The sequence below is a fragment of the Bacteroidota bacterium genome (assembly GCA_021300195.1).
GTDB lineage: Bacteria > Bacteroidota > Bacteroidia > J057 > JAJTIE01 > JAJTIE01.
In genome coordinates, this window is record JAJTIE010000058.1 from 1 (window position 1) to 18,834 (window position 18,834).

The window sequence follows — 18,834 nt, forward strand, 5'->3', positions numbered from 1 at the left end:
CAGGTAGCCACCGTCGGCAGTAGCTACGATGGTGGTCAACTCATCATTTAGGCTACCACCATAGCTTTGGTCCCACGCCATGGCGGGCTGGGCCAGGCTGCTGCGCCAGGCCCCTATAAGAAAGAACAATGCGAAGAAAAGCCTTAGACCTGTTCGGCCAGCCCGAACGCTACGCGCACCGCGGGGGGGGGGGTAAAGTTTACATACATATGAGTAAAAATTGGATTTACAAGAGGGGCTTTAACAATAAGTAAAGAGAAACAATTGGGTGAATTTATATACTTTATGGACGATAGCCAACCCTTATACCACTTTTCCTTTTTCCAGGTACCTGGGTCTTTCCGGTTCTGCGCCTGCTACTTGGGCCGTGCCAGCTTGAAGGCCCGTTCATTCACCTGGCCCATCTGGCCCTGGTACTGCCACAGCAGGGCGCGTGCGTACTTCTGGAACACCCGGTTTACTTCTTCCAGCTGCAGTGCCGCAATCTGGTCGGGCAGGCTGGCCTGGCTGGCCAGGTGGCCCCGGGCAAGTGCAGCTGCCAGCCACTCCGCCGTAGCGGCATTGCCCTCCAGCTCTCGAAACAGTTCGCCCAGATACACGGCTTTGGCATCGGCCAGCTCTGCCTCCGTAAAGCCCTGGCTACGGTACAGGTTCAGCAGCTGCACAAAGGCCTGGGTGCTGGCGTATGCGTGCTCGCTCTCCACCCCCACGTACACCAGGCCATGGGGCAGGCAGTGGGCAAAGGCCTCGCAGCTGAGAAAACGCTGCTGGCACTGATCGGCCTGCAGGGCCTGGCCCAGCGCGTGCGTGGCCAGCAGCATAGCGGGCCACTCGCGCGTGCCGGGCAGGGGGGCGGGCAGCATGGCGCCGATCAGGCAGCGGGTGGTTTTTTCCGCCTCGGCTATCCATACCTGGTCTTCACCGGGGCTGGCTGCCTCGGGTGCACGGGGCAGCTCCGCCTCGGGCAGCCCGCTTAGCTGCTGCTGTAGCTGCGCGGCTAGCCAGCTGGCATCTACCGGCCCCACTACCAGTAGCCGCAGGCGGTTGGCGCGTAGCAGCTGCTTGTAGGCCTCCTGCACCGCCGCCAGTGGCAGCACGGCCAGGCTATCGTACCAGCCGGTGGGTAGTGTGGCCACATAGGGGTGGCTGGGCCCCCAGTAGCGCTGGAATGCCGCGTGCTGCCACTGCCAGTGCTGCGCCTGCTGCTCCTGCTGCACGGTGGCTGCCCATTCATCGCGCAGTTTCAGGTAGCTGTTTGGCTCAAAATCGGGGAAGAGCATGGCCTCCAGCATGAGGTCCCAAGCGGCAGCAAACTGCCGGGCTGGGCACTGCATGCGTATCACGGAATAGTCTGGCCCGGCGGCAGTCTGTACCCGCATGCCCAGGCGTGCCATTTGCCGCTCAAAGTCGGGGCCTGCCACGCGCCCCGCGCCGCAGCGAAAGAGCGCTTTCAGCATTAGGGCCTCGGCCCCGGGCTGCAGGCGCCCGCTGGCTACGCCCCCGCGGATGATCCAGTGCACGGCCACCACCCCCGAGGGTTGCTGTTTTACCACAGCCTGGATGGGCGCCCCCTCCAGGGGCTGTAGCCCGCTGGCCAGGTGCGGATAGGCCTGCTGGCCCAGCTGCTGGGTGCGGCACCCTACCACCAGTAGGCCCAGGCACAGGTAGATCCCGAATGTTCTCATTGTAGCTTGAATTCAAGTCTCCGGTTCATTCTGCGGCTGGCGTTGTCGGTTTCGGGCACCAGGGGTTCGCTTTCGCCTTTGCTCATTACGTGCAGGCGCTGGGGGAAGATGCGGTAGGTTCGAATGATATACTGCTTGAGTGTGGTGGCCCGCAGCAGGGCCATGCGCTGGTTGGCATCGGCACTGCCGGGGCTATCCGTATGGCCAATGAGGGTGAGCTGGGCTGCGGGGTTCAGGTTCAGGTACAGCACGATGCGTGAGATGGCGTGCTCGTAGGTAGAATCCCAGCGCTGGGCACCAAAGGCGTAGTGGATGCGGTAGGCCTCTATTTCTTCGGCCGTGGGCAGGGCGGGCTGGGTGGGCTGGTTTTGCGCCAGGGTGTCGGGCCGGGTATGGCTGCTATCCGGCAGGCTGGCCGCTGCCAGGTGGGTCGTATCGGCTGGGGGTGCGGCCGTGCGGCTGCGCCGGAACTGCTGCGCATACTCGGCCAGGAAGGGCTGCTGCAGCTGGGTGCTGGTGCCCAGTATGCCCACAGCCATGGGCTGGCTATCCAGATACTGCGCCACAAAGGCCTGGATGTCTTCGGGGGTGATGCGGGGGAACGAGTCTAGCTGGAGGCGCAGGCTGCCCTGTGCCCATGCCTGTGCCAGCAGGTCTCCATACTGGCTGGGCTGGTCGGCAGCATACTGGCGGGTGTAGTACAGCTGCTGGATGGCTTCGTCTATTTGTCTTTGCGCGAAGAAGGGGCTACGGGCCGCCTCGGCCAGCTGCTGCTTCAGCAGGTCTAGCATCCGGGGTATGTCTCCCGTCCCCACAATGGCCGTCAGCTTAACGGCACCCTGAAAGGGCCTGGCCTGCACCCAGCCTGCGGTGAGGCCGTGTGCCAGTTCCTGCTTTCGAAAAGGGGCGGTAAAGCGGTTGTAGCCCTGCAGCAGCTGCTGCAGTACTTGCGCCTTCAGGTAGGCCAGGGTGTCCTGTGCGGGCAGCACCCAGCCTGCGGTTATCAGTGGGCTATCCTGCCCCTCCAGTTCTACCCGTATCAGGGTGTCTTGGGCCAGTGTATGGGGTTGATCGGGCATTTTTCGGCCACTTACCGCCCCCGCCCAGTCTAGCGTTTGGGCCCGCACCCAGCGGTATACGGCCTGGGGCTGCACATCGCCACTCACCACCAGCAGGGTACGCCCCGGGGTGTAGTGCTCCTGGTAGAAGTCTGCCAGCCGGGTGGTTTTCTGGTCGCGCAGGCTGCCATAGTCTGGCACGGGTACCACGCGTTCATACAGCGGGCCCCACAGCAGGGCATCTAGCCGGTGCTGCAGGTAGCGGGCAGCGCTGGCATCTCGTGCCTGCTGCTCAGCCAGCAGCAGCTGCTTGGCACGCCCTACCCACAGGGTATCCCAGTCGGGCCTACGCAGCAGCTGCAGCAGGTGGGCGGTGGCAGCCTCGGCATCCTGCGCCTGGCCCTGTAGCACAAACTGCTGTACCTGTGGCCCGGCCTGTAGGCCAAAGTGCCAGCCCCGCTGGCGCAGCGCAGCCTGGCGGGCAGCCGGGCTCTGGTAGCCGCCGGGGCCCAGCGCCAGGGTGTGGGCCACCAGCTGGGGCACACCCGTGTAGCCCGGATGCTGATACACACTGCCAGCCAGCACAGCCAGGCGCACGGTGGCTGTGGGCAGGCGGTGGTCTTCGACAACCAATAACGAGAGGCCGTTATCCAGCGTGGCGAAGTGGTAGCCAGGTGGCAGATAGGCCAGCGTGGCGAATGCAGCCAGGCTATCTGCCGCCTGCGGACTGCCAGTAGTGGATGAAGCTGTGGTCAGGCTGTCTGTAGCGGCAGGCTGCTGCGCCCATGCGTAGGCTAGGCAAACCCATATACCTGCCAGTAGAGATATGTTCCGACTGTGCCACATGGCGCGAAGATACAGCAAAGTTTCCGTCGCCCCGGGCCGCCTTGCATTCGGGTCAGGTGGACTGCCGTAGGGTCCATCCCCCCTGCTGGCCCCGGCCAGTTCCCTGCTAGTGGGCAGCCTGGCTGCTCAGCCAGCGGTCTTTCCATTCGGCTTGCCCTACTCCTTTCAGTTCGTAGCGGATGGGCAGGCTCTCCTTCTCATACTTCACCTTTACCAGTCTGGGCTTGTCTGTTCCATTGCCCAGCATCAGCTCTACCTTTTTTCCGGGTTCCAGGGGTTCCCAGTTGTACTCCAGGGCGTTTATGCCGTCTACCATCAGCAGCAGTTCGCCGTCGGACACGCCGGCCTCAAAGGCAGGGCTACCCCGCTCCACCTCGGCTATGTACTGGTAGCCCTCCTGTATGGTCTGTAGTCCCATCAGGCCTATCTTGTCGGCACCCTGTCGGCTCGGCTCCTCGCGGCTCTCTTCTAGCTTCAGGCCCATGGGTTTCAGGATGGCCGCATAGTCCACCGGTGCAGGGCTGTGCACATAGGTGCGGAAGAAGGAGGCAAAGGAGGTTCCGGTCAGGGTTTCGCAGGCCTTCTCCACGCCGTCTTCGGGCACCCCCTTGCCCTGCTTGTAGTAGGTGGTGTACAGGTAGCGAAACACATCGTCCAGGCATTTATCCTGGTCTGTAAGCTTGCGCAGCCGCATGTCTAGCAGGAAGCCCACCCGGTCGCCCAGCGGGTAGTAGCTGTTTCGCAGGTGGTCGGGCATATACAGGCTGCGAGCCAGCCAGCTGTCCCAGCTGCTCTGGCTGGGGCTTACCTCGGCATACACGGGTTTGTTGTCCAGCCCGGCCCAGGTGCGGGTTAGCAGGTCCAGGTAGTTATCCTGGGGCAGCAGGCCCGCCCGTACCAGTATCAGGTTGCTCATATACTCGGTTACCCCTTCGGTAAACCAGTGGAGGCTGGTGTACTGCGGGTGGCTGTAGTCGTAGGGCCACAGGGCAGCCGGGCGGATGCTTTTTACATTCCATACATGCCAAAACTCGTGGCTCGTTATGCCATTCAGCTCACTCAGGCTCTGGGGCGTTTCGGCCACGGTGGCAGGCTTGCAGAACATGGCAGATTTGCTGTGCTCCACCGCATGGTGGATGCGGAAGGGTACCAGCCAGTAGATGAAGTGGTAGTCGCCCTCAAAGGGGACCTCGCCAAAGATGGCTACCTGCTCGGCCACAATCTTTTTCACATTCTCGCGGAATGGACTGATAAAGGCCTCGTCCAGCTGCTTGTCTGCCTGGAAGTGCAGGTGATAGGTGTGGCCCTGGTAGTCGAAGCCGAAGCTTTTCAGGCTGGGGCTCAGGATGGTGGGGCTGTCTACCAGCTCGTGGTAGTCTTGGGCATAGAAGGTCTTGGTGGCCACATCGTGGCGCAGGGCAGTGGCTACGGGCCAGCCCTCGGGCCACTGGGGCACCGTCAGGGTGCAGGGCAGCAGGTAGGCCGCATCTTTGTACATCAGCAGGTTGTGCCCATTGAAGTATACCATCTTGTCGTCTACATAGCAGCTGCCGGCATCCTGCGTGTTGGCATAGAAGTGGTAGCGGATGGTGATGTCGCCCTTCCGGGGATTCTCTACCCGCCAGGTACTTTTGTCTGTCTTTTGCCAGCTGAGTGTATTGCCCGCTGCATCCATAGCCTGGAAGCGCGTAACGGAAGCGGCAAAGTCTTGCTCAAAGTAGCGCCCCGGGCGCCATACCGGCAGCTTGAAGTCGGTGTACTTGCCTTTGGTAGCCTCGGTTTGCAGGCTTACTTCATAAGTGTGGTGGTTGCCTGGCAGCCAGCGCAAGGTATAGGCATAGTCATTGGCCATAAGGTGCGAAGCGTGGAAAAGAAGCGAGAAAAGGGAAACAATAAACAAGCGCATGATGCGCGCAAGATAACGAACGCGCCGCTAATCTGCCAAGCCTCGGGCTGGGCAGTGATGCCTGGCCTGGCAGCGGGATTTGCTGCTTGCTTTTGGCATCCGGGTAATCCTTTGGGCTACACAGCATGGCTATTTATACAGAACCCTGGGGTAGGGGTGGCGCCACATGCTGCACCCGCAAAAAAACAAAGGGGGCGAGCACTGCTCACCCCCCTCTTGCCTGATCGTATGCGGACCACTTGTGCTAGATGTCGAATCCAATTACGAGTATGTCATCCGTTTGGGGCTGGGTGCCTCGCCACTGTTCAATGGCCATGTCCAGGGTGTTTTCCAGCACACTGAGGCTCACCTGTTTCTGGCGGATGATAAATTCCTTGAGCCGCTTGCTGCCAAATTTTTGCTCATTCTTTTTGCAAAACTGATCCGTAATGCCGTCGGAGAAGATGAAGCAGCGGTCTCCGGCTTCCAGTTGGATAGACTGGGTGCTAAACTCGTGTTCGCCCGTGTGTAGCAGCGATCCTCCGATGGGCCACCGGTCTGCCTTATACTCCAGCATCTCGCCCTTTCGCAAGATGTAGAGGTTGCGGTTGGCACCGGCATAGTGCAGGGTTTGGGTTTCGGGCTCGTAGCTGGCCAGGGCAATATCCATCCCGTCGGCGCTTTGGCGGCCATCGGCATCCTTGCGTAGCCGGCGCTTTACACGTTCGTTCAGCGCATTCAGGATGCAGCCAGGCGCGGCCTGTGGGTCTTGCAGCACCAGGTTATCCAGCATGTTGTAGCCTAGGGTGGCCAGCATGGCACCCGGAACGCCGTGGCCGGTACAGTCTACGGCTGCTAGCACGACGCGATCGGCCACCTGGTTCAGGTAGTAGAAGTCTCCGCTGATGATGTCTTTTGGGCGGTACATCAGCAGGAAGTCTCTGAAGTTGTCGGTTGCTACCTCTGGGTTGGGTAGGATGGCCTGCTGGATGCGGCTGGCATACAGGATGCTGTCCAGGATGTCTCGGTTCTTTTCTTCGATGATTTCTTTCTGTGCCGTTACTTCCTTGGTGCGAATCTCTACCTTCTGCTCCAGCTGCTCCAGCAGGCGTGCATTGGCCAGGCTAACGGCAGCCTGCTGTGCAAAGAGGTTGACAAACTCTACCCGTTCAGCCGTAAAGTATCCCGTGTCTGAGGTGCGCTCCAGATACAGCAGGCCTATTAGCTCGCTATCGTGCAGCAGGGGTAGGCAGCACATACTGCCGGGGTTAAAGGTCTGCACGTAGGGGTCGGTATCCCAGGGTGGGCTCATGCCTTTGTCCACTACCAGCAGCTGCTCATGGGTGGCAGCCTGGCCCAGCACGACCACAGGCACCCGGTCATTAGCCTCACCCATTTTGAAGCGGATTGCCTCTTGCCTGCCAAATGCATCGAGCGTAAAGGCTGCTCCCTGCTGCGCATCATCCATTAGCACAACCGAGCAGCGTTCGGCTCCGGTGTTTTCTACCAGCAGGCGCGTTATCTGCTGGCACAGTTTATCTACCTGTGTAATGCGGTTTAGCTCTTGGCCCGCGTGGAAAATACCTGCCGTAAGCTGGTTTTTCATGCTGATTTGGCGAGACTGCTTGTAGCTGTTTACGGCCTCTTCGATGGTAAGCAGCAGGTCGTTTTTATCCCAGGGCTTGCTGATAAAGCGGTACAGCTTGGCCTGGTTTATGGCGCGGCCCACGGCCTCGGCACTGGCCTGGCCGGTTAGCAGTATTTTCAGCATTTCGGGCTTCAGCTGGTGTAGCTTTATCAGCAGCTCATCACCTTTCAGGCCGGGCATTAGCTGGTCGCTGATTACCAGGGCCACATCATTGCCCTCGTCCAGCAGCTCGCTGAAGAGCTCCAGGGCCTCGTCCCCGCTCTGGGCTATTTCCACTTCAAACTCATCGCCCAGGTGGTAGTTGAGCTGGCTGATGAGGCTGTCCAGCACCACCTTCTCGTCATCTACACACATAATGACGGGTTTGCTATTTGTTTTGGCAGCTTTGCTCATGGCACTTGGGTTTTAAGTTTGGTAGCGATCAGGGTCATCAGCTCTTCCTTATTCCAGGGCTTGCGCATGAAAATGAAGCCGGGTACAATGGCCTCCAGCTGCCGGATTGCGTCCTCATCGGCCTGGCCACTTAGCATGATGAGCTGGATGGATGGGTACTGCTCGTGCACTTCGCGCAAAAAGGCGTCGCCCTTCTGCTTGGGCATCAGCCAGTCTGATACAATGAGCTGGACTTCGGCTCCGTCTTCTCGTATCTCGTCTACCACCTCCCAGGCCTCGTCTACACTGCTGGCGGCCTCGTAGTCATAGCGATCTCCAAAGGTGGCCTCCAGCTGCGACAGCAGCGAGTCTGTAACGATCTTTTCGTCGTCTACACAGAGTATATAGGGTCTGTTCATAGGTTGTTTCGTTTAGTTTTCTGGCTCGGTTTGAGGGGGTACCTCGTTGTGTACGGATTCGGCAGCAGCGGGGATGCCAGCCTGTGCAATTATCGCATCCACCATCTCCACCTCTTCTGGTATATCCAGCTGGTCGTGGCTGGTGCGGATGGGCAGGCGCACAGTAAAGGTGGTACCACTGGGTCCGGTTTCCACTTCCACCTCGCCACTGTGCTTTTCTATAATTTTTTTGCAAATATCGAGCCCCAGCCCGGTGCCTTCCCCCTGGGGCTTGGTGGTAAAGAAGGGTTCGAAAATGCGGGGCAACACGTCCTGGGGTATACCAGGGCCATTATCCGCAATGCTCACAATGGCTATTTCGCCATCCATGCGGGTGTGCAGGGTCAGCTTGCCATCGTACTGCATGGCCTGTGCGGCATTGTGGATGATGTTGGTCCACACCTGGCCCAGCTCATCGCTATAGCCCAGCATTCGGGGTATGCCGCTCTGGAAGTTTGTTTCTACCGCTATGCCGTGCTTCAGCTGGTTGTGGTACAGGGTCAGCACCACGTCCAGGCTCTCGTTCAAGTCCATCAGCTCCATGCGGTCTTCCTGCTGGAAGTGGCTGTAGCTTTTTAGGGCATACACCGTTTTTCTTGTTTTTTCGGCTGCATGGCCAATGATGTTCATGTTGTTTCGCAGCTGGGCAATGTGGTAGGCTGTGCGCAGTATCTCTTCTGCCTTTGTGTGGCTTAGTATAGGCAGCAGTGCCTCCAGCCCTTCTGCCTGCCGTACGCCGGCACCCAGCAGTGCCCTGGCTTTGTCTTTGGGCTGTGGGATGTTCATTTCTTGCAGGGTGGTTTCCAGCTCCTTACGCATTTTTCGTTCGTCTCGTGTGCTTAATTCTCCGCTGTTTTTCATGGCAGTTTCTACCACCTGCTGGAAACAGCCTCGTGTGGTTTCGTCCATTTCGGCCATCAGGGGTGGTAGGGCGTTCAGCGTTTGGGGCAGGAAGTCGGACATGTTTTCCACGCTGGCCTTCACGGCGGCCAGGGGCGTGTTTATCTCGTGTGCCACGCCTGCTATTAGCTGGCCCAGGCTAGCCAGCTTCTCGCTCTGTACCATGCGGTGCTGCGTACTCTGCAGCTCGGCCAGGGTGTGCTCCAGCTCTGCTGTCCGGTCTTGCACCATCTCCTCCAGGTTCTCGTTCAGGGCCCGCATTTGCTCCTGCGCCTCCTCTAGCAGCACCCGGTCGCCAATGTCGTTCTGCACGCCTACGTAGTGCGTAACATCCCCGTACTCATCCTGCACGGGGCTAATGCTCAGTTCATTCCAGAACATGGTTCCATCTTTCCGGAAGTTGCGTAGTACTACGGTGCAGGGTTCTCCGGCTTTCATGGCCACACGCAGCTGCTTTAGGCCCTCCTGCTCGGTGTCGTGGCCCTGCAGGAAGCGGCAGTTTTTACCTATCACCTCTTCCAGCTTCCAGCCGGTGGTTTGCTCGAAAGCAGGATTTACATACTGGATGGGCATATTGGGTGCCTGCGCGTCTACAATGATGATGCTGCTGCTGCTGCTGGTAATTGCCCGGTCCTTTATGCGCATCTCCTCGCTGGCCTGGCGGATGGCAGTGGTTTGCTCCCCGAGCTGAAAGGCCAGCTGCTGGCTCTCCTCCAGCATGATAGTGGTTTGCTCGGCGTTCATCAGGTTGAAGAAGGTGGCTGCGCTTTTGTCTGCCAGCTCCTGTGCCAGCGCCAGGTCTTCGGCTCGCAGGGGCTGAAAGGTGGCCAGCTCCAGCACGCCTAACAGCTTGTGCTCAAACAATACGGGTACCAGTAGTAGCTCCGCAGGATGCGCTTCGCCCAGGCCGCTTTTTACCGCTACATAGCCTGGGGGCACTTCCTTCAGGTGTACAGGCTGGCTGTCTCGCCGCACCTGCTCTACCAGGCCGCCCTGGTTCAGGTCATGCAGCAGGGCGGCTACCTGGCCGCTTACAAATGTGCCTGCCACTTGCAGCTCATTGCCCTGTATGTCCTTTAGCAGGAAGAGCACTCCCTGCTGGGCTTTCAGGTATTTGCACACCTCGCTTATCAGCGCATTGCTCAGGTCTTTCAGCTGGCTGTGCTGGCGCAGCACATCGCTAAAGCGGGCCATGCCCTCGGCGTGCCAGTTTCGCATTTCTGCGGCCTGCTCTACCTGAGCCTGGCTACGTGCCATTTCGGCCAGGGCCGAGCCCAGGGTGCCAGGCAGGCTTTGGGCCACGGTGGCGGCCTGGGCAAAGGCGCGTGCCTCCAGGTGCTTCAGGGCCTGCTGCAGGCTATGCTGGTGCTGCTGGGCCTGCTGTAGGTGCCTGCGCATGTGCCGCTGCTGCCGTAGCACCAGGACGAGGCTGGAAGCTACTGCCAGGATGGCCAGTGCCAGGGCGGTGGCCGGCACCCAGTCGGCATAATCAGCCGGCAGGTACAGCCAGTGTGTAAACAGGCTGGTGTAGCCCAGCCCCAGCAGCCCACCCGCCAGGGCGAGCAGTGCCAGCGGAGGCAGCGCTTGGGTAAGGGTAAGGGTTTGATTTCTCATGGTTCTTTCGTTTTAATAATTTATTCTCTATATGGGTATAGATACGCTGGGTAGCGACAGCTGCCTGGGCTGCCTTGCTTCCGGCAGGCTGGGCCCCCAGCTGGGAGCCCGAGCCTAACGAAAGAAAACCCAGTCTTTATCCGATTTTGAGCATGCCAATTATTTTGCTCTCTCCCTCGGTGCTGTCTATTGCGCTGAACAGGCCGTGCAGGCGCATCTTTTTGCCATTCTTCGCTATCAGGGTGAACTCCTTCTGCTGAGACTGTTGGCTGACTAGCTGGCTATACAGGTCGCTATCCTCCGTAAACTCTGCCAGGTGCCTGCCTGCCAGCTCAGATGCCTCGTAGCCCATTGCTTTTAGCAGCTTGTCGTTAGCCGCCTTTACCCGGCCGTCCTCTAGCTCTATCAGGCCCTGGAAGCTCATGTTCTCTAGCCGGGCCCGCAGCTGCTGTTCGCGCATATGGGCTTCTGCCAGCTTTTCCTCCACATCCAGGTCTCTGGTTTTGCTTTCGGTAATGTCTTGGGCAAATTTTATGTACTTGTACAGTACGCCATCCGAATTGAAGATGGGGTTATAGCTGCCACGAATCCAGACTGTATTGCCATTTTTGGCTAGTCGGCGGAATTCGCCCGATATATACTCGCCAGTCTTCAGCCTTTCCCAGAAGGATTTGTACTCATCGCTCAGGGCATAGCTGTTGTCTACAAAGGTGCGGTGGTGGCGGCCCTGTATGTCTTCCAGCTTATAGCCCATCAGGTCCAGGAAGTTTTTGTTGGCGCTCAGCAGGTTGCCTCGTGTGTCAAACTCCACTACGGCGGTGCTGCGGCTTATGGCATCCAGCTGGCCTTTCAGCTCGGCCTGCAGGCGTGCCATCTCCTCTTGGGTAGCGGCCATTTCCTCGGCATTCTGGCGCAGTTCTTCCTCCTGTGCCTGTGTTTCCTCCAGCATCTGGCTCACCTGTTCCTGCTGGTTTTTCTGATCGGTAATGTCAAAGCGTACGCCTACGTACTTCACCGGTTTGCCATCCGCGCCCAGCACAGGTGCCAGGGTGGCGGCCACCCAGTAGTAGCTGCCGTCTTTTGCGCGGTTTTTTATCTCGGCCTGGAATGTTTTTCCGCTGCTGACGGTGGCCCACAGGCGCTCAAAGATTTCCTGCGGCTGGTGCCCGCTCTTGAGCATTCGGTGGTTTTGGCCCATCAGTTCCTCGCGGCTGTACTTGGCCACCTCGCAGAAGGTGTCGTTGCAGTAGATGATGTTTCCGGCTACGTCGGTTTCGCTTACCAGGGCAGCGGCGTTTAGCACGCCCACCTGTCCGGTCAGTTCGGCCTGCACCCGTTTCATTTCCTCTTGGGTGGCGGCCATTTCCTCGGCGTTTTGGCGCAGTTCTTCCTCCTGTGCCTGCACTTCCTCCAGGGTCTGGCGTATCTGCTCTTGCTGCTCCCTGGCTAGGGTGATGTCTTGGGCAAACTTCATGATCTTGTAGGGGTTTCCTGCCTTGTCCAGGATGGGATTGTAGGTGCCCAGGATCCACACATCCCTACCGTCCTTGCGCTTGCGGTGAAACTCTCCAACCTTCTGTATTCCCTCTGCCAGGCTCGACCAGTGGTTGGCGTATTCCTCTGTGGCCTGCTCTTGTTCGCTTACAAAAATCCGGTGATGCTGCCCCCTGATTTCGTCCAGGGTGTAGCCCATCAGGCCCAGGAAGTTTTCATTCGCAAAGAGGATGTTGCCTTTCAGGTCGAACTCGATGACGGCATTGCTGCGGTTAATGGCATCCATTTGGCCCTCCAGCTGCACCTGTACCCGCGCCATTTCTTCCTGCTGGGCGGCCATTTCCTCGGCATTCTGGCGCAGTTCTTCTTCCTGTGCCTGTGCTTCCTCCAGCATCTGGCTCACCTGCGCCTGCTGGTTCTTCTGCTCGGTAATGTCAAAGCGTACGCCTATGTACTTCACCGGCTTGCCATCTGCACCCAGGACAGGTGCCAGGGTGGCTGCCACCCAGTAGTAACTGCCGTCTTTTGCGCGGTTTTTTATCTCGGCCTGGAAGATCTTACCACTGCTGACGGTGGCCCACAGTCGCTCAAAGATTTCCTGCGGCTGGTGTCCGCTCTTGAGCATGCGGTGGTTTTGGCCTATCAGTTCCTCGCGGCTGTATTTGGCCACCTCGCAGAAGGTGTCGTTGCAGTAGATGATGTTTCCGGCTACGTCGGTTTCGCTTACCAGGGCAGCAGCGTTTAGCACGCCTACTTGTCCGGTCAGTTCGGCCTGCACCCGCTTCATCTCCTCTTGGGTAGCGGCCATTTCCTCGGCATTTTGGCGCAGCTCTTCTTCCTGCGCCTGCACTTGCTCCAGGGTATTGCGGATTTCTTCCTGTTGCTGTCGCTCTTTGGTGATGTCTTGTGCAAACTTGATGATCTTGTAGGGCTTTCCATCTTTGTCCAGGATGGGGTTGTAGCTGCCCAGTATCCAGATAGCTTGTCCCTGCCGGTTTATCCGCATGAACCTCCCGCTTTTCATGGCACCCTGTGCCAGTTGCTGCCAGTGCAGGGCATACTCGGTGCTATTCCGGGTTTCATCGTCTACAAAAATGCTGTGATGGCGTCCCCTTACTTCGTCCAGGGTGTAGCCCATTAGGCCCAGGAAGTTGGCATTGGCCTGCAGGATGTTGCCTTTCAGGTCGAACTCGATGACGGCATTGCTGCGGTTGATGGCATCCATCTGCCCCTGTAGTTCGGCCTGTATGCGGGCCATTTCCTCCTGAGTGGCGGCCATTTCCTCGGCGTTTTGGCGCAGTTCTTCCTCCTTGCTCTGGCTTTCCTCCAGGGCACGCTGTATTTCCAGGTCCTTGCGCTTGCTCTCGCTGATGTCGCTGGCAAACTTTACAACCTTGTAGGGCTTTCCTTCGGCATTCAGGATGGGGTTGTACGTGCCCATGATCCAGATGGGATTGCCCCGGCGGTCTAGTCGGGCAAACTCGCCCATCTGGAATTCACCGGCCTTCAGTTTCTCCCAAAATGTCCGGTACTGGGCGCTGCTGCTCTCCTCCGGGTGGACAAAGATGCTGTGGTGGCGGTCCTTTATTTCATCCAGGGTGTAGCCCATCAGGTCCAGAAACTGCTCGTTGGCGGTCAGTATCTGCCCTTTCATGTCAAATTCCACCATGGCATTGCTGCGACTGATGGCGGCCAGCTGGCCCTGCATCTCCTGCTGCAGGCGGTTCATCTCCTCGTGCGTGGCCTGCAGCTCCTCCATGTTCTGGCGCAGCTCTTCCTCATTCGCCTTTAGGCTCTCGGCCATGCGCTGGGTTTCCTGCAGCAGCTGCTGGTTCCGTTCGTTGTTCTTTACATGGGTGAGGGTACTGGCAATGTTTTCGGCCAGTTTTTCTACAAACTCTATCACATGGGGCTCGAAGCCGTGGAAGCCGGCAAACTCCAGCACGCCATGCAGCTGGCCGTTAGACATCAGGGGCACTACCAGCAGCGATTCGGGGTTGGCCTGGCCCAGGCCACTGGTAATGTTCACATAGTTCTGGGGCACCTCGCGCAGGTAGATGGTGCCCCGCTCCATGGCTGCCTGCCCCACCAGGCCTTCGCCTAGCTGAAAGGTCTTGGCCATGTACTTTTTACGGTCGTAGGCATAGCAGCCGATCAGCCTCAGTTCGGGTTTTTGGCTTACCCCGTCCTGTAGCAGGAAGAAGGCGCCCTGGATGGCATCTATGTAGCGGGTCAGGTTGCTAATGATCTGGTCGGCAAAGGTGTCCAGGTCCTGGTTTGCCCGCAGTATTTCGCCAAACTGGGCCATGCCCTTGATGCTCCAGTTTCGGCGGGCCTCGTCGTCGGCTACGGCTTTCAGGCGGTCGCGCATCTCTACCAGTGCGCTGCCTAGCAGGTCATCCTTCCCGCCTACTACAAACTCGGTGTCAAACTTATTCTGCCCCACGTCGTGCGCAAAGCTGGCAGCCCGCTCCAGGTTCATGCTCACGGTATTGATGCCGCGGGCTATGCGGCCCACCTCGTCCGAGGTTTCGGGCAGCTTGCGTTCCGACACTTCGCCTCGCTGTAGGTGCTCCAGCACCGGGTGTATGGCCCGCAGGTAGCGGAATGAGCGGCCAAACAGCAGGATGGGCAGGCTGGCCAGCAGCAGGGCACCCAGTATGGTGAACAGGATGCCCAGCACCCGCTGGCGCTGCACGCCTTCGGTTTGGCTGGCAATGGCCTCTAGCATCTGGGCCTTCTGCAGGCCCCGTAGGGTTTGTAGCTGGTTCTGTATCTGCACAAAGGCGGGCGATAGGGTGCCGCTCATCAGTTTGTCTGCAAAGGGGGTGTTTCCTACAATCAGGCTGTCCGACAGCTGCTGGGCGGCCTTATTGTAGATGGCTAGCTGGCGCAGCAGGGCATCCGATGCTTCCACCGCCCGGTCGTCTGCGTGTTCAAATTGCCTGGTGTAGCCAGATATTTCTTTCTGCTGTATGGCAGCCAGGCCACCGGCCTTACCCTCCAGGATCAGCAGGTGGTCTTCTTTGCCCTCGGCAGCGGTCATGCGCATCTGCGATATCAGCTCATGGCGCTCTGCCGTGGTGTGGTACAGCTTGCCTGTACTGCGGTCTAGCCGGGTAAAGGTATCTTCGGTGTGCTGGCGCAGGCCCAGCGCCTCATCCAGGCCAGCGAGTAGCCAGATGCCTAGCCCGCCGAAAATACAGGCAGAAAAAGCCACAAGCAGGATAACACGCTGCTTCAGGCTTAGGCTAGGGCGAATGGGGGAGTTTGGTTTTCTTTCCATTTGCTATGATGATTGGTGATAAATTATAGATCCGGCAATAGCCGACTGATCCTTACAAAGCTCGCTACTGGCCACACCCAATGCATCAGCTTTACTGCTGAATTATAAAATTCACTATATTATACTATCAGTGTTCCTATTTTTGGTAGGCCTGCCTGCGGATAGAATTACGCCTAAGTGCCCATTTTTAAAATCTATTTTTTTTCGCCCAATTTTTTCTGACATGGGTCTGTGGTTTTCTTCCTATCTCGGGCAAAATCCATTCTAGCAGCTGCTCGGTACGCGTCTGCACACGGATAGGCGAATTACCACTTCGCACGCCGCTGCCAGTTTGTGCCTAGATCTGGGCAAAGGGACGTGTGGGGCAGCGCCATGCAGCTGCTACGGGGGGCCAACTCTTTTGCTATCTATGCGTATTGGACACCCAAATGGACACACTACCGGAATATTCGACGGCAGAGCTGGCCCTGCGAAACGGACAGGACCGGCCCGAGATATGGACTGCCTACCAGGGCATCATCTATGATGTAACCGATAGCAAGCTGTGGCGCAACGGCAAGCACTACCAGCACTGGGCAGGCTGCGACCTGACTGCCGAGATGGAACGGGCCCCCCACACCCAGCGCGTTTTTGATGGGCTGAGGGCTGTGGGCCGGCTAAAGGACTATGTGCCCACACCCGGTGCCGAAAACAGGCAGTAGACCACCCTTTGGTTTGCCAGCGGGCTAGTTTCCGTTCAGGATCAGGGGGAGGCCACCCTCGCCACTGCCTATCACCACGATCTTGCTATTGGGGCTGTTAGCCAGCTCTTTGGTTACCTCTATGCCCCTTAGCTTCAGCAGGTTGGGGGTCAGGCTCTGGTTTACAATGCGCTGGTAGTCTGCCACACCCTCCGCTTCTATGCGCTTGCGCAGCTTTTCCTTTTCCTCGCGCTGCAGCCGGTACTCATACTGCAGGGCCTGCTGCTGCTCCTTCAGCTTGGTTTTGATGGCGGCCTGGATCTCGTCGGGCAGGTTTATGTCTCGCACCAGCACGGTTTCGCACAGGATGCCGTGGCGTGCCAGGCGGCGGCGCATCAGTTCGTATATCTCCTGCTGCACCTGCTCGCGCTGGGTGTTGTATATCTCCTCTTCGTCGTACTTGCCTACAATCTCGCGCGTAACGCTGCGCAGCTCGGGCAGGATTATCTTGCTGAAGTAGGCCTCCTCGTTGCCCCCTATGTTTACAAACACATAGCGCAGGCTATCCTCCGTGGCCCGGTAGCGCAGGCTTAGCTCTATCTCTATATCCAGGCCGTTCTTGCTCAGTACATTCATTCGCTGCTTGGTTTCGGCTATCCGCATGTCATACACCTGCATGTCGTACCAGGAAAAGTACACGTGCAGGCCGGACCCCTTTGTTGCCTCGTCTACCTGGCCACTCAGGCTGTTGTACAGGATGCCGCGCTCGCCGGCATCTATGCGCTTGAAGTTTACCAGGATAAGGGCGGCCACCAGCGCAATGGCAACCGGAATGGCGAAGCGTGGAAGTGGTAGTCGCATCTTTTGTGAACGAGATTTGTGCAGGATATACCTTTCTCGGGCCGAAACTAGACCCGTTCCCGGCCTACCCGCCAAAGTAACGCCCTTTTGGCATCACTTTTGCCGAGTAGCTCTTGAATTTGAGAAATCAAAAGAAAAACTAATTTTGTCAATCCAAAAAATTATTCAACCCATGAAAAGATTACATGCTCTTTTATTTCTGCTTGTTATCGGCGGTATGATGTTTACCAGCTGTAATAACAACGACGACGACGATCCGAAGCCCAACACCAATGAGAGTCCGGTGCTTACCCTCTCTAACCCCCCGACTGCCCCTGGTGCAGACTATACCGTAGTAACCGGAGATGTAACGCTGTCAACAGACAATCTGAAGGATAGTCTGTACTTCTTCGTAAATGCTACCAAGAACACCACCACAAATACCGACCTGGGCTACCTTCAGGTTCTGCTTAGCATACAGGGCGGTGGCGTAACGGATCAGGAAATTAGTCGCTTGCCCGAGACGGGTAACCTGACCAACCCTGAGCGGAACGGCTTTTCAGATGGATACACCCGTGCTACCCCATCGGCACCCGGCGTATATACCTACACCTTCAGGCTGTATGACCGCAATAACCGCCTGGCACAGGTATCGGTACGGGTAACGGTAGTGGAGCCCTCTGTATGCGCGAATACGAACATTACTGGTACGGTAAACTATGCCAACGGCACCGTTACCGTTAGCGGTGTTTCGGGTGGCACAGCCCCCTACAGCTACGACTTCTACTTCGATAGCACCGAGGAGCCCGACTTTGGCAGCACCGCTACTTTTGTGCCCCAGCAGAACGGTGCACTGAAAGTGGACATAAAGGATGCCAATGGCTGCGTAAGCACCCTGCAGACCACCATTAGCGGCACTGCCCTGGCTGCCAGCACCGAAAAAATCCTGGGTGCCCAAAACGCTACCGCAGGTAGCATGTACGAGGCCAGCACCGGCGTGGTTAGCAGCATCACTGCCTATGCCACCACCAAGTCTACCATCGACCTGATCCACTACTTCGGTGCGGTGAACAACGCCACCATTGCCTCGCCCGATGATGCCGATATGGCTACCGTATTTGCCGTATCTACAACCGGTGCCCAAGACGTAAACTTCCTGAAGCTGAGCAGCACCGGCCTGTATGCCAGTGCCGGCCTATCTGAGGGACTGATAGCTACCTACAATGCAGGCACACCCAGCAGTGCAGCTACCCAGCTAGCCGTGGGCAACGAGGTGATCTTCAAAGTAGGAGACCGCTACGGCATCCTGAAGGTAACGGCCGTGCCCACTGCAAACACCGGTACCCTTACCTTCGATGTGAAGTTCTAGTACACCCGCGCCGGAGCGAAAACAAAAAAAGCCCCCAGATAGGGGGCTTTTTTATTGCAGGAGGCGGCCAGTTATTCGCTTTTTTTGCGAGCCAGATGGAGAATATCGCTATCTTCGCTACCACCGCTATCCACAGCCTACACCGATGAAAAAAGCCTACACCCCATTTTTGCTCGTTGCATTTGCCCTGGCCCTGGCCGCCGCCTGCACCCGCGACGACGACAGCAAGCCCGCAGGCACCCCCACCACCCCCACAGGCGGCAGCACGGATGCCCCCATCACTCTGGGTAGGCCCACTGTGCACCCGGGTGCAGACTACCTGGTGCTAGCCCGCGACACCAGCCTAGCCCTGGCCGCCGCGCCCGACAGCCTGTACTTCTACCTGGCGGCCCTGCCCGCCCGCAGTAGCAGCATTGCCTACCTGGAGCTGGTGCAAGCCCAGGATGGCGGCCTGGGCCAGGTGGTGGAACGCTACCCCAAAACCGGTTTTCTCGCCAAGGCCGCGCTCGGCAAAACCGATACCATCATCGCCATCCTCGACCCCGCCACGGGCAGGCAGATTGGCTACACCATCACCACCAAGACCCCCAGCCAGCAGGGCCAGTACGAATACACCGTGCGCGTAACCTACCAGGACGGCTACCAGGTAAGCACCAAAGTGCGCGTAACCCTAAATAGCTCCGGCGGCGGCAGCCCCAG

The 18,834-nt window shown here is 58.3% G+C and carries 11 protein-coding genes; 3 read left to right on the forward strand and 8 right to left on the reverse strand.

The window, feature by feature from the left end:
• Positions 1-356: 356 nt before the first annotated feature.
• The 7 genes from LW884_10925 to LW884_10955 form a co-directional block, all read right to left on the reverse strand.
• Complete coding sequence (locus LW884_10925) at positions 357-1,685, reverse strand: insulinase family protein (protein MCE3008840.1); 1,329 nt, start codon at positions 1,683-1,685, stop codon at positions 357-359.
• Complete coding sequence (locus LW884_10930; protein ID MCE3008841.1) at positions 1,682-3,589, reverse strand: insulinase family protein; 1,908 nt, start codon at positions 3,587-3,589, stop codon at positions 1,682-1,684. The genes LW884_10925 and LW884_10930 overlap by 4 nt, the downstream gene beginning before the upstream one ends.
• A 106-nt stretch (positions 3,590-3,695) precedes the next feature.
• On the reverse strand, positions 3,696-5,495 hold the full coding sequence (locus tag LW884_10935; GenBank protein ID MCE3008842.1) for a hypothetical protein: 1,800 nt from the start codon (positions 5,493-5,495) through the stop codon (positions 3,696-3,698).
• 244 nt (positions 5,496-5,739) lie between these two features.
• Positions 5,740-7,515, reverse strand: a complete 1,776-nt coding sequence (locus LW884_10940) for a SpoIIE family protein phosphatase (GenBank protein MCE3008843.1) — start codon at positions 7,513-7,515, stop codon at positions 5,740-5,742.
• A complete protein-coding gene (locus tag LW884_10945; protein ID MCE3008844.1) occupies positions 7,512-7,913 on the reverse strand; it encodes a response regulator in 402 nt (133 codons plus the stop codon). Before LW884_10945 ends, LW884_10940 begins: the two co-directional genes overlap by 4 nt.
• A gap of 12 nt (positions 7,914-7,925) precedes the next feature.
• Positions 7,926-10,466: an ATP-binding protein gene (locus LW884_10950; protein MCE3008845.1), complete on the reverse strand. Its 2,541-nt coding sequence runs from the start codon at positions 10,464-10,466 to the stop codon at positions 7,926-7,928.
• Between the two features lie 136 nt (positions 10,467-10,602).
• Entirely contained in the window at positions 10,603-15,246 is a 4,644-nt protein-coding gene (locus tag LW884_10955) for a PAS domain S-box protein (GenBank protein MCE3008846.1), read from the reverse strand.
• Positions 15,247-15,674: 428 nt separating this feature from the next.
• Here LW884_10955 and LW884_10960 point away from each other — a divergent pair, with 428 nt between their 5' ends.
• On the forward strand, positions 15,675-15,947 hold the full coding sequence (locus LW884_10960) for a cytochrome b5 (protein ID MCE3008847.1): 273 nt from the start codon (positions 15,675-15,677) through the stop codon (positions 15,945-15,947).
• Between the two features lie 24 nt (positions 15,948-15,971).
• Here the strand turns inward: LW884_10960 and LW884_10965 are convergent, their stop codons facing one another.
• Positions 15,972-16,787: a prohibitin family protein gene (locus LW884_10965; GenBank protein ID MCE3008848.1), complete on the reverse strand. Its 816-nt coding sequence runs from the start codon at positions 16,785-16,787 to the stop codon at positions 15,972-15,974.
• 172 nt (positions 16,788-16,959) lie between these two features.
• Here LW884_10965 and LW884_10970 point away from each other — a divergent pair, with 172 nt between their 5' ends.
• On the forward strand, positions 16,960-18,135 hold the full coding sequence (locus LW884_10970; protein MCE3008849.1) for a hypothetical protein: 1,176 nt from the start codon (positions 16,960-16,962) through the stop codon (positions 18,133-18,135).
• A 145-nt stretch (positions 18,136-18,280) separates the two neighbouring features.
• Positions 18,281-18,834, forward strand: a 554-nt coding sequence (locus tag LW884_10975) for a hypothetical protein (protein MCE3008850.1), incomplete at its 3' end; no start/stop codon positions are given.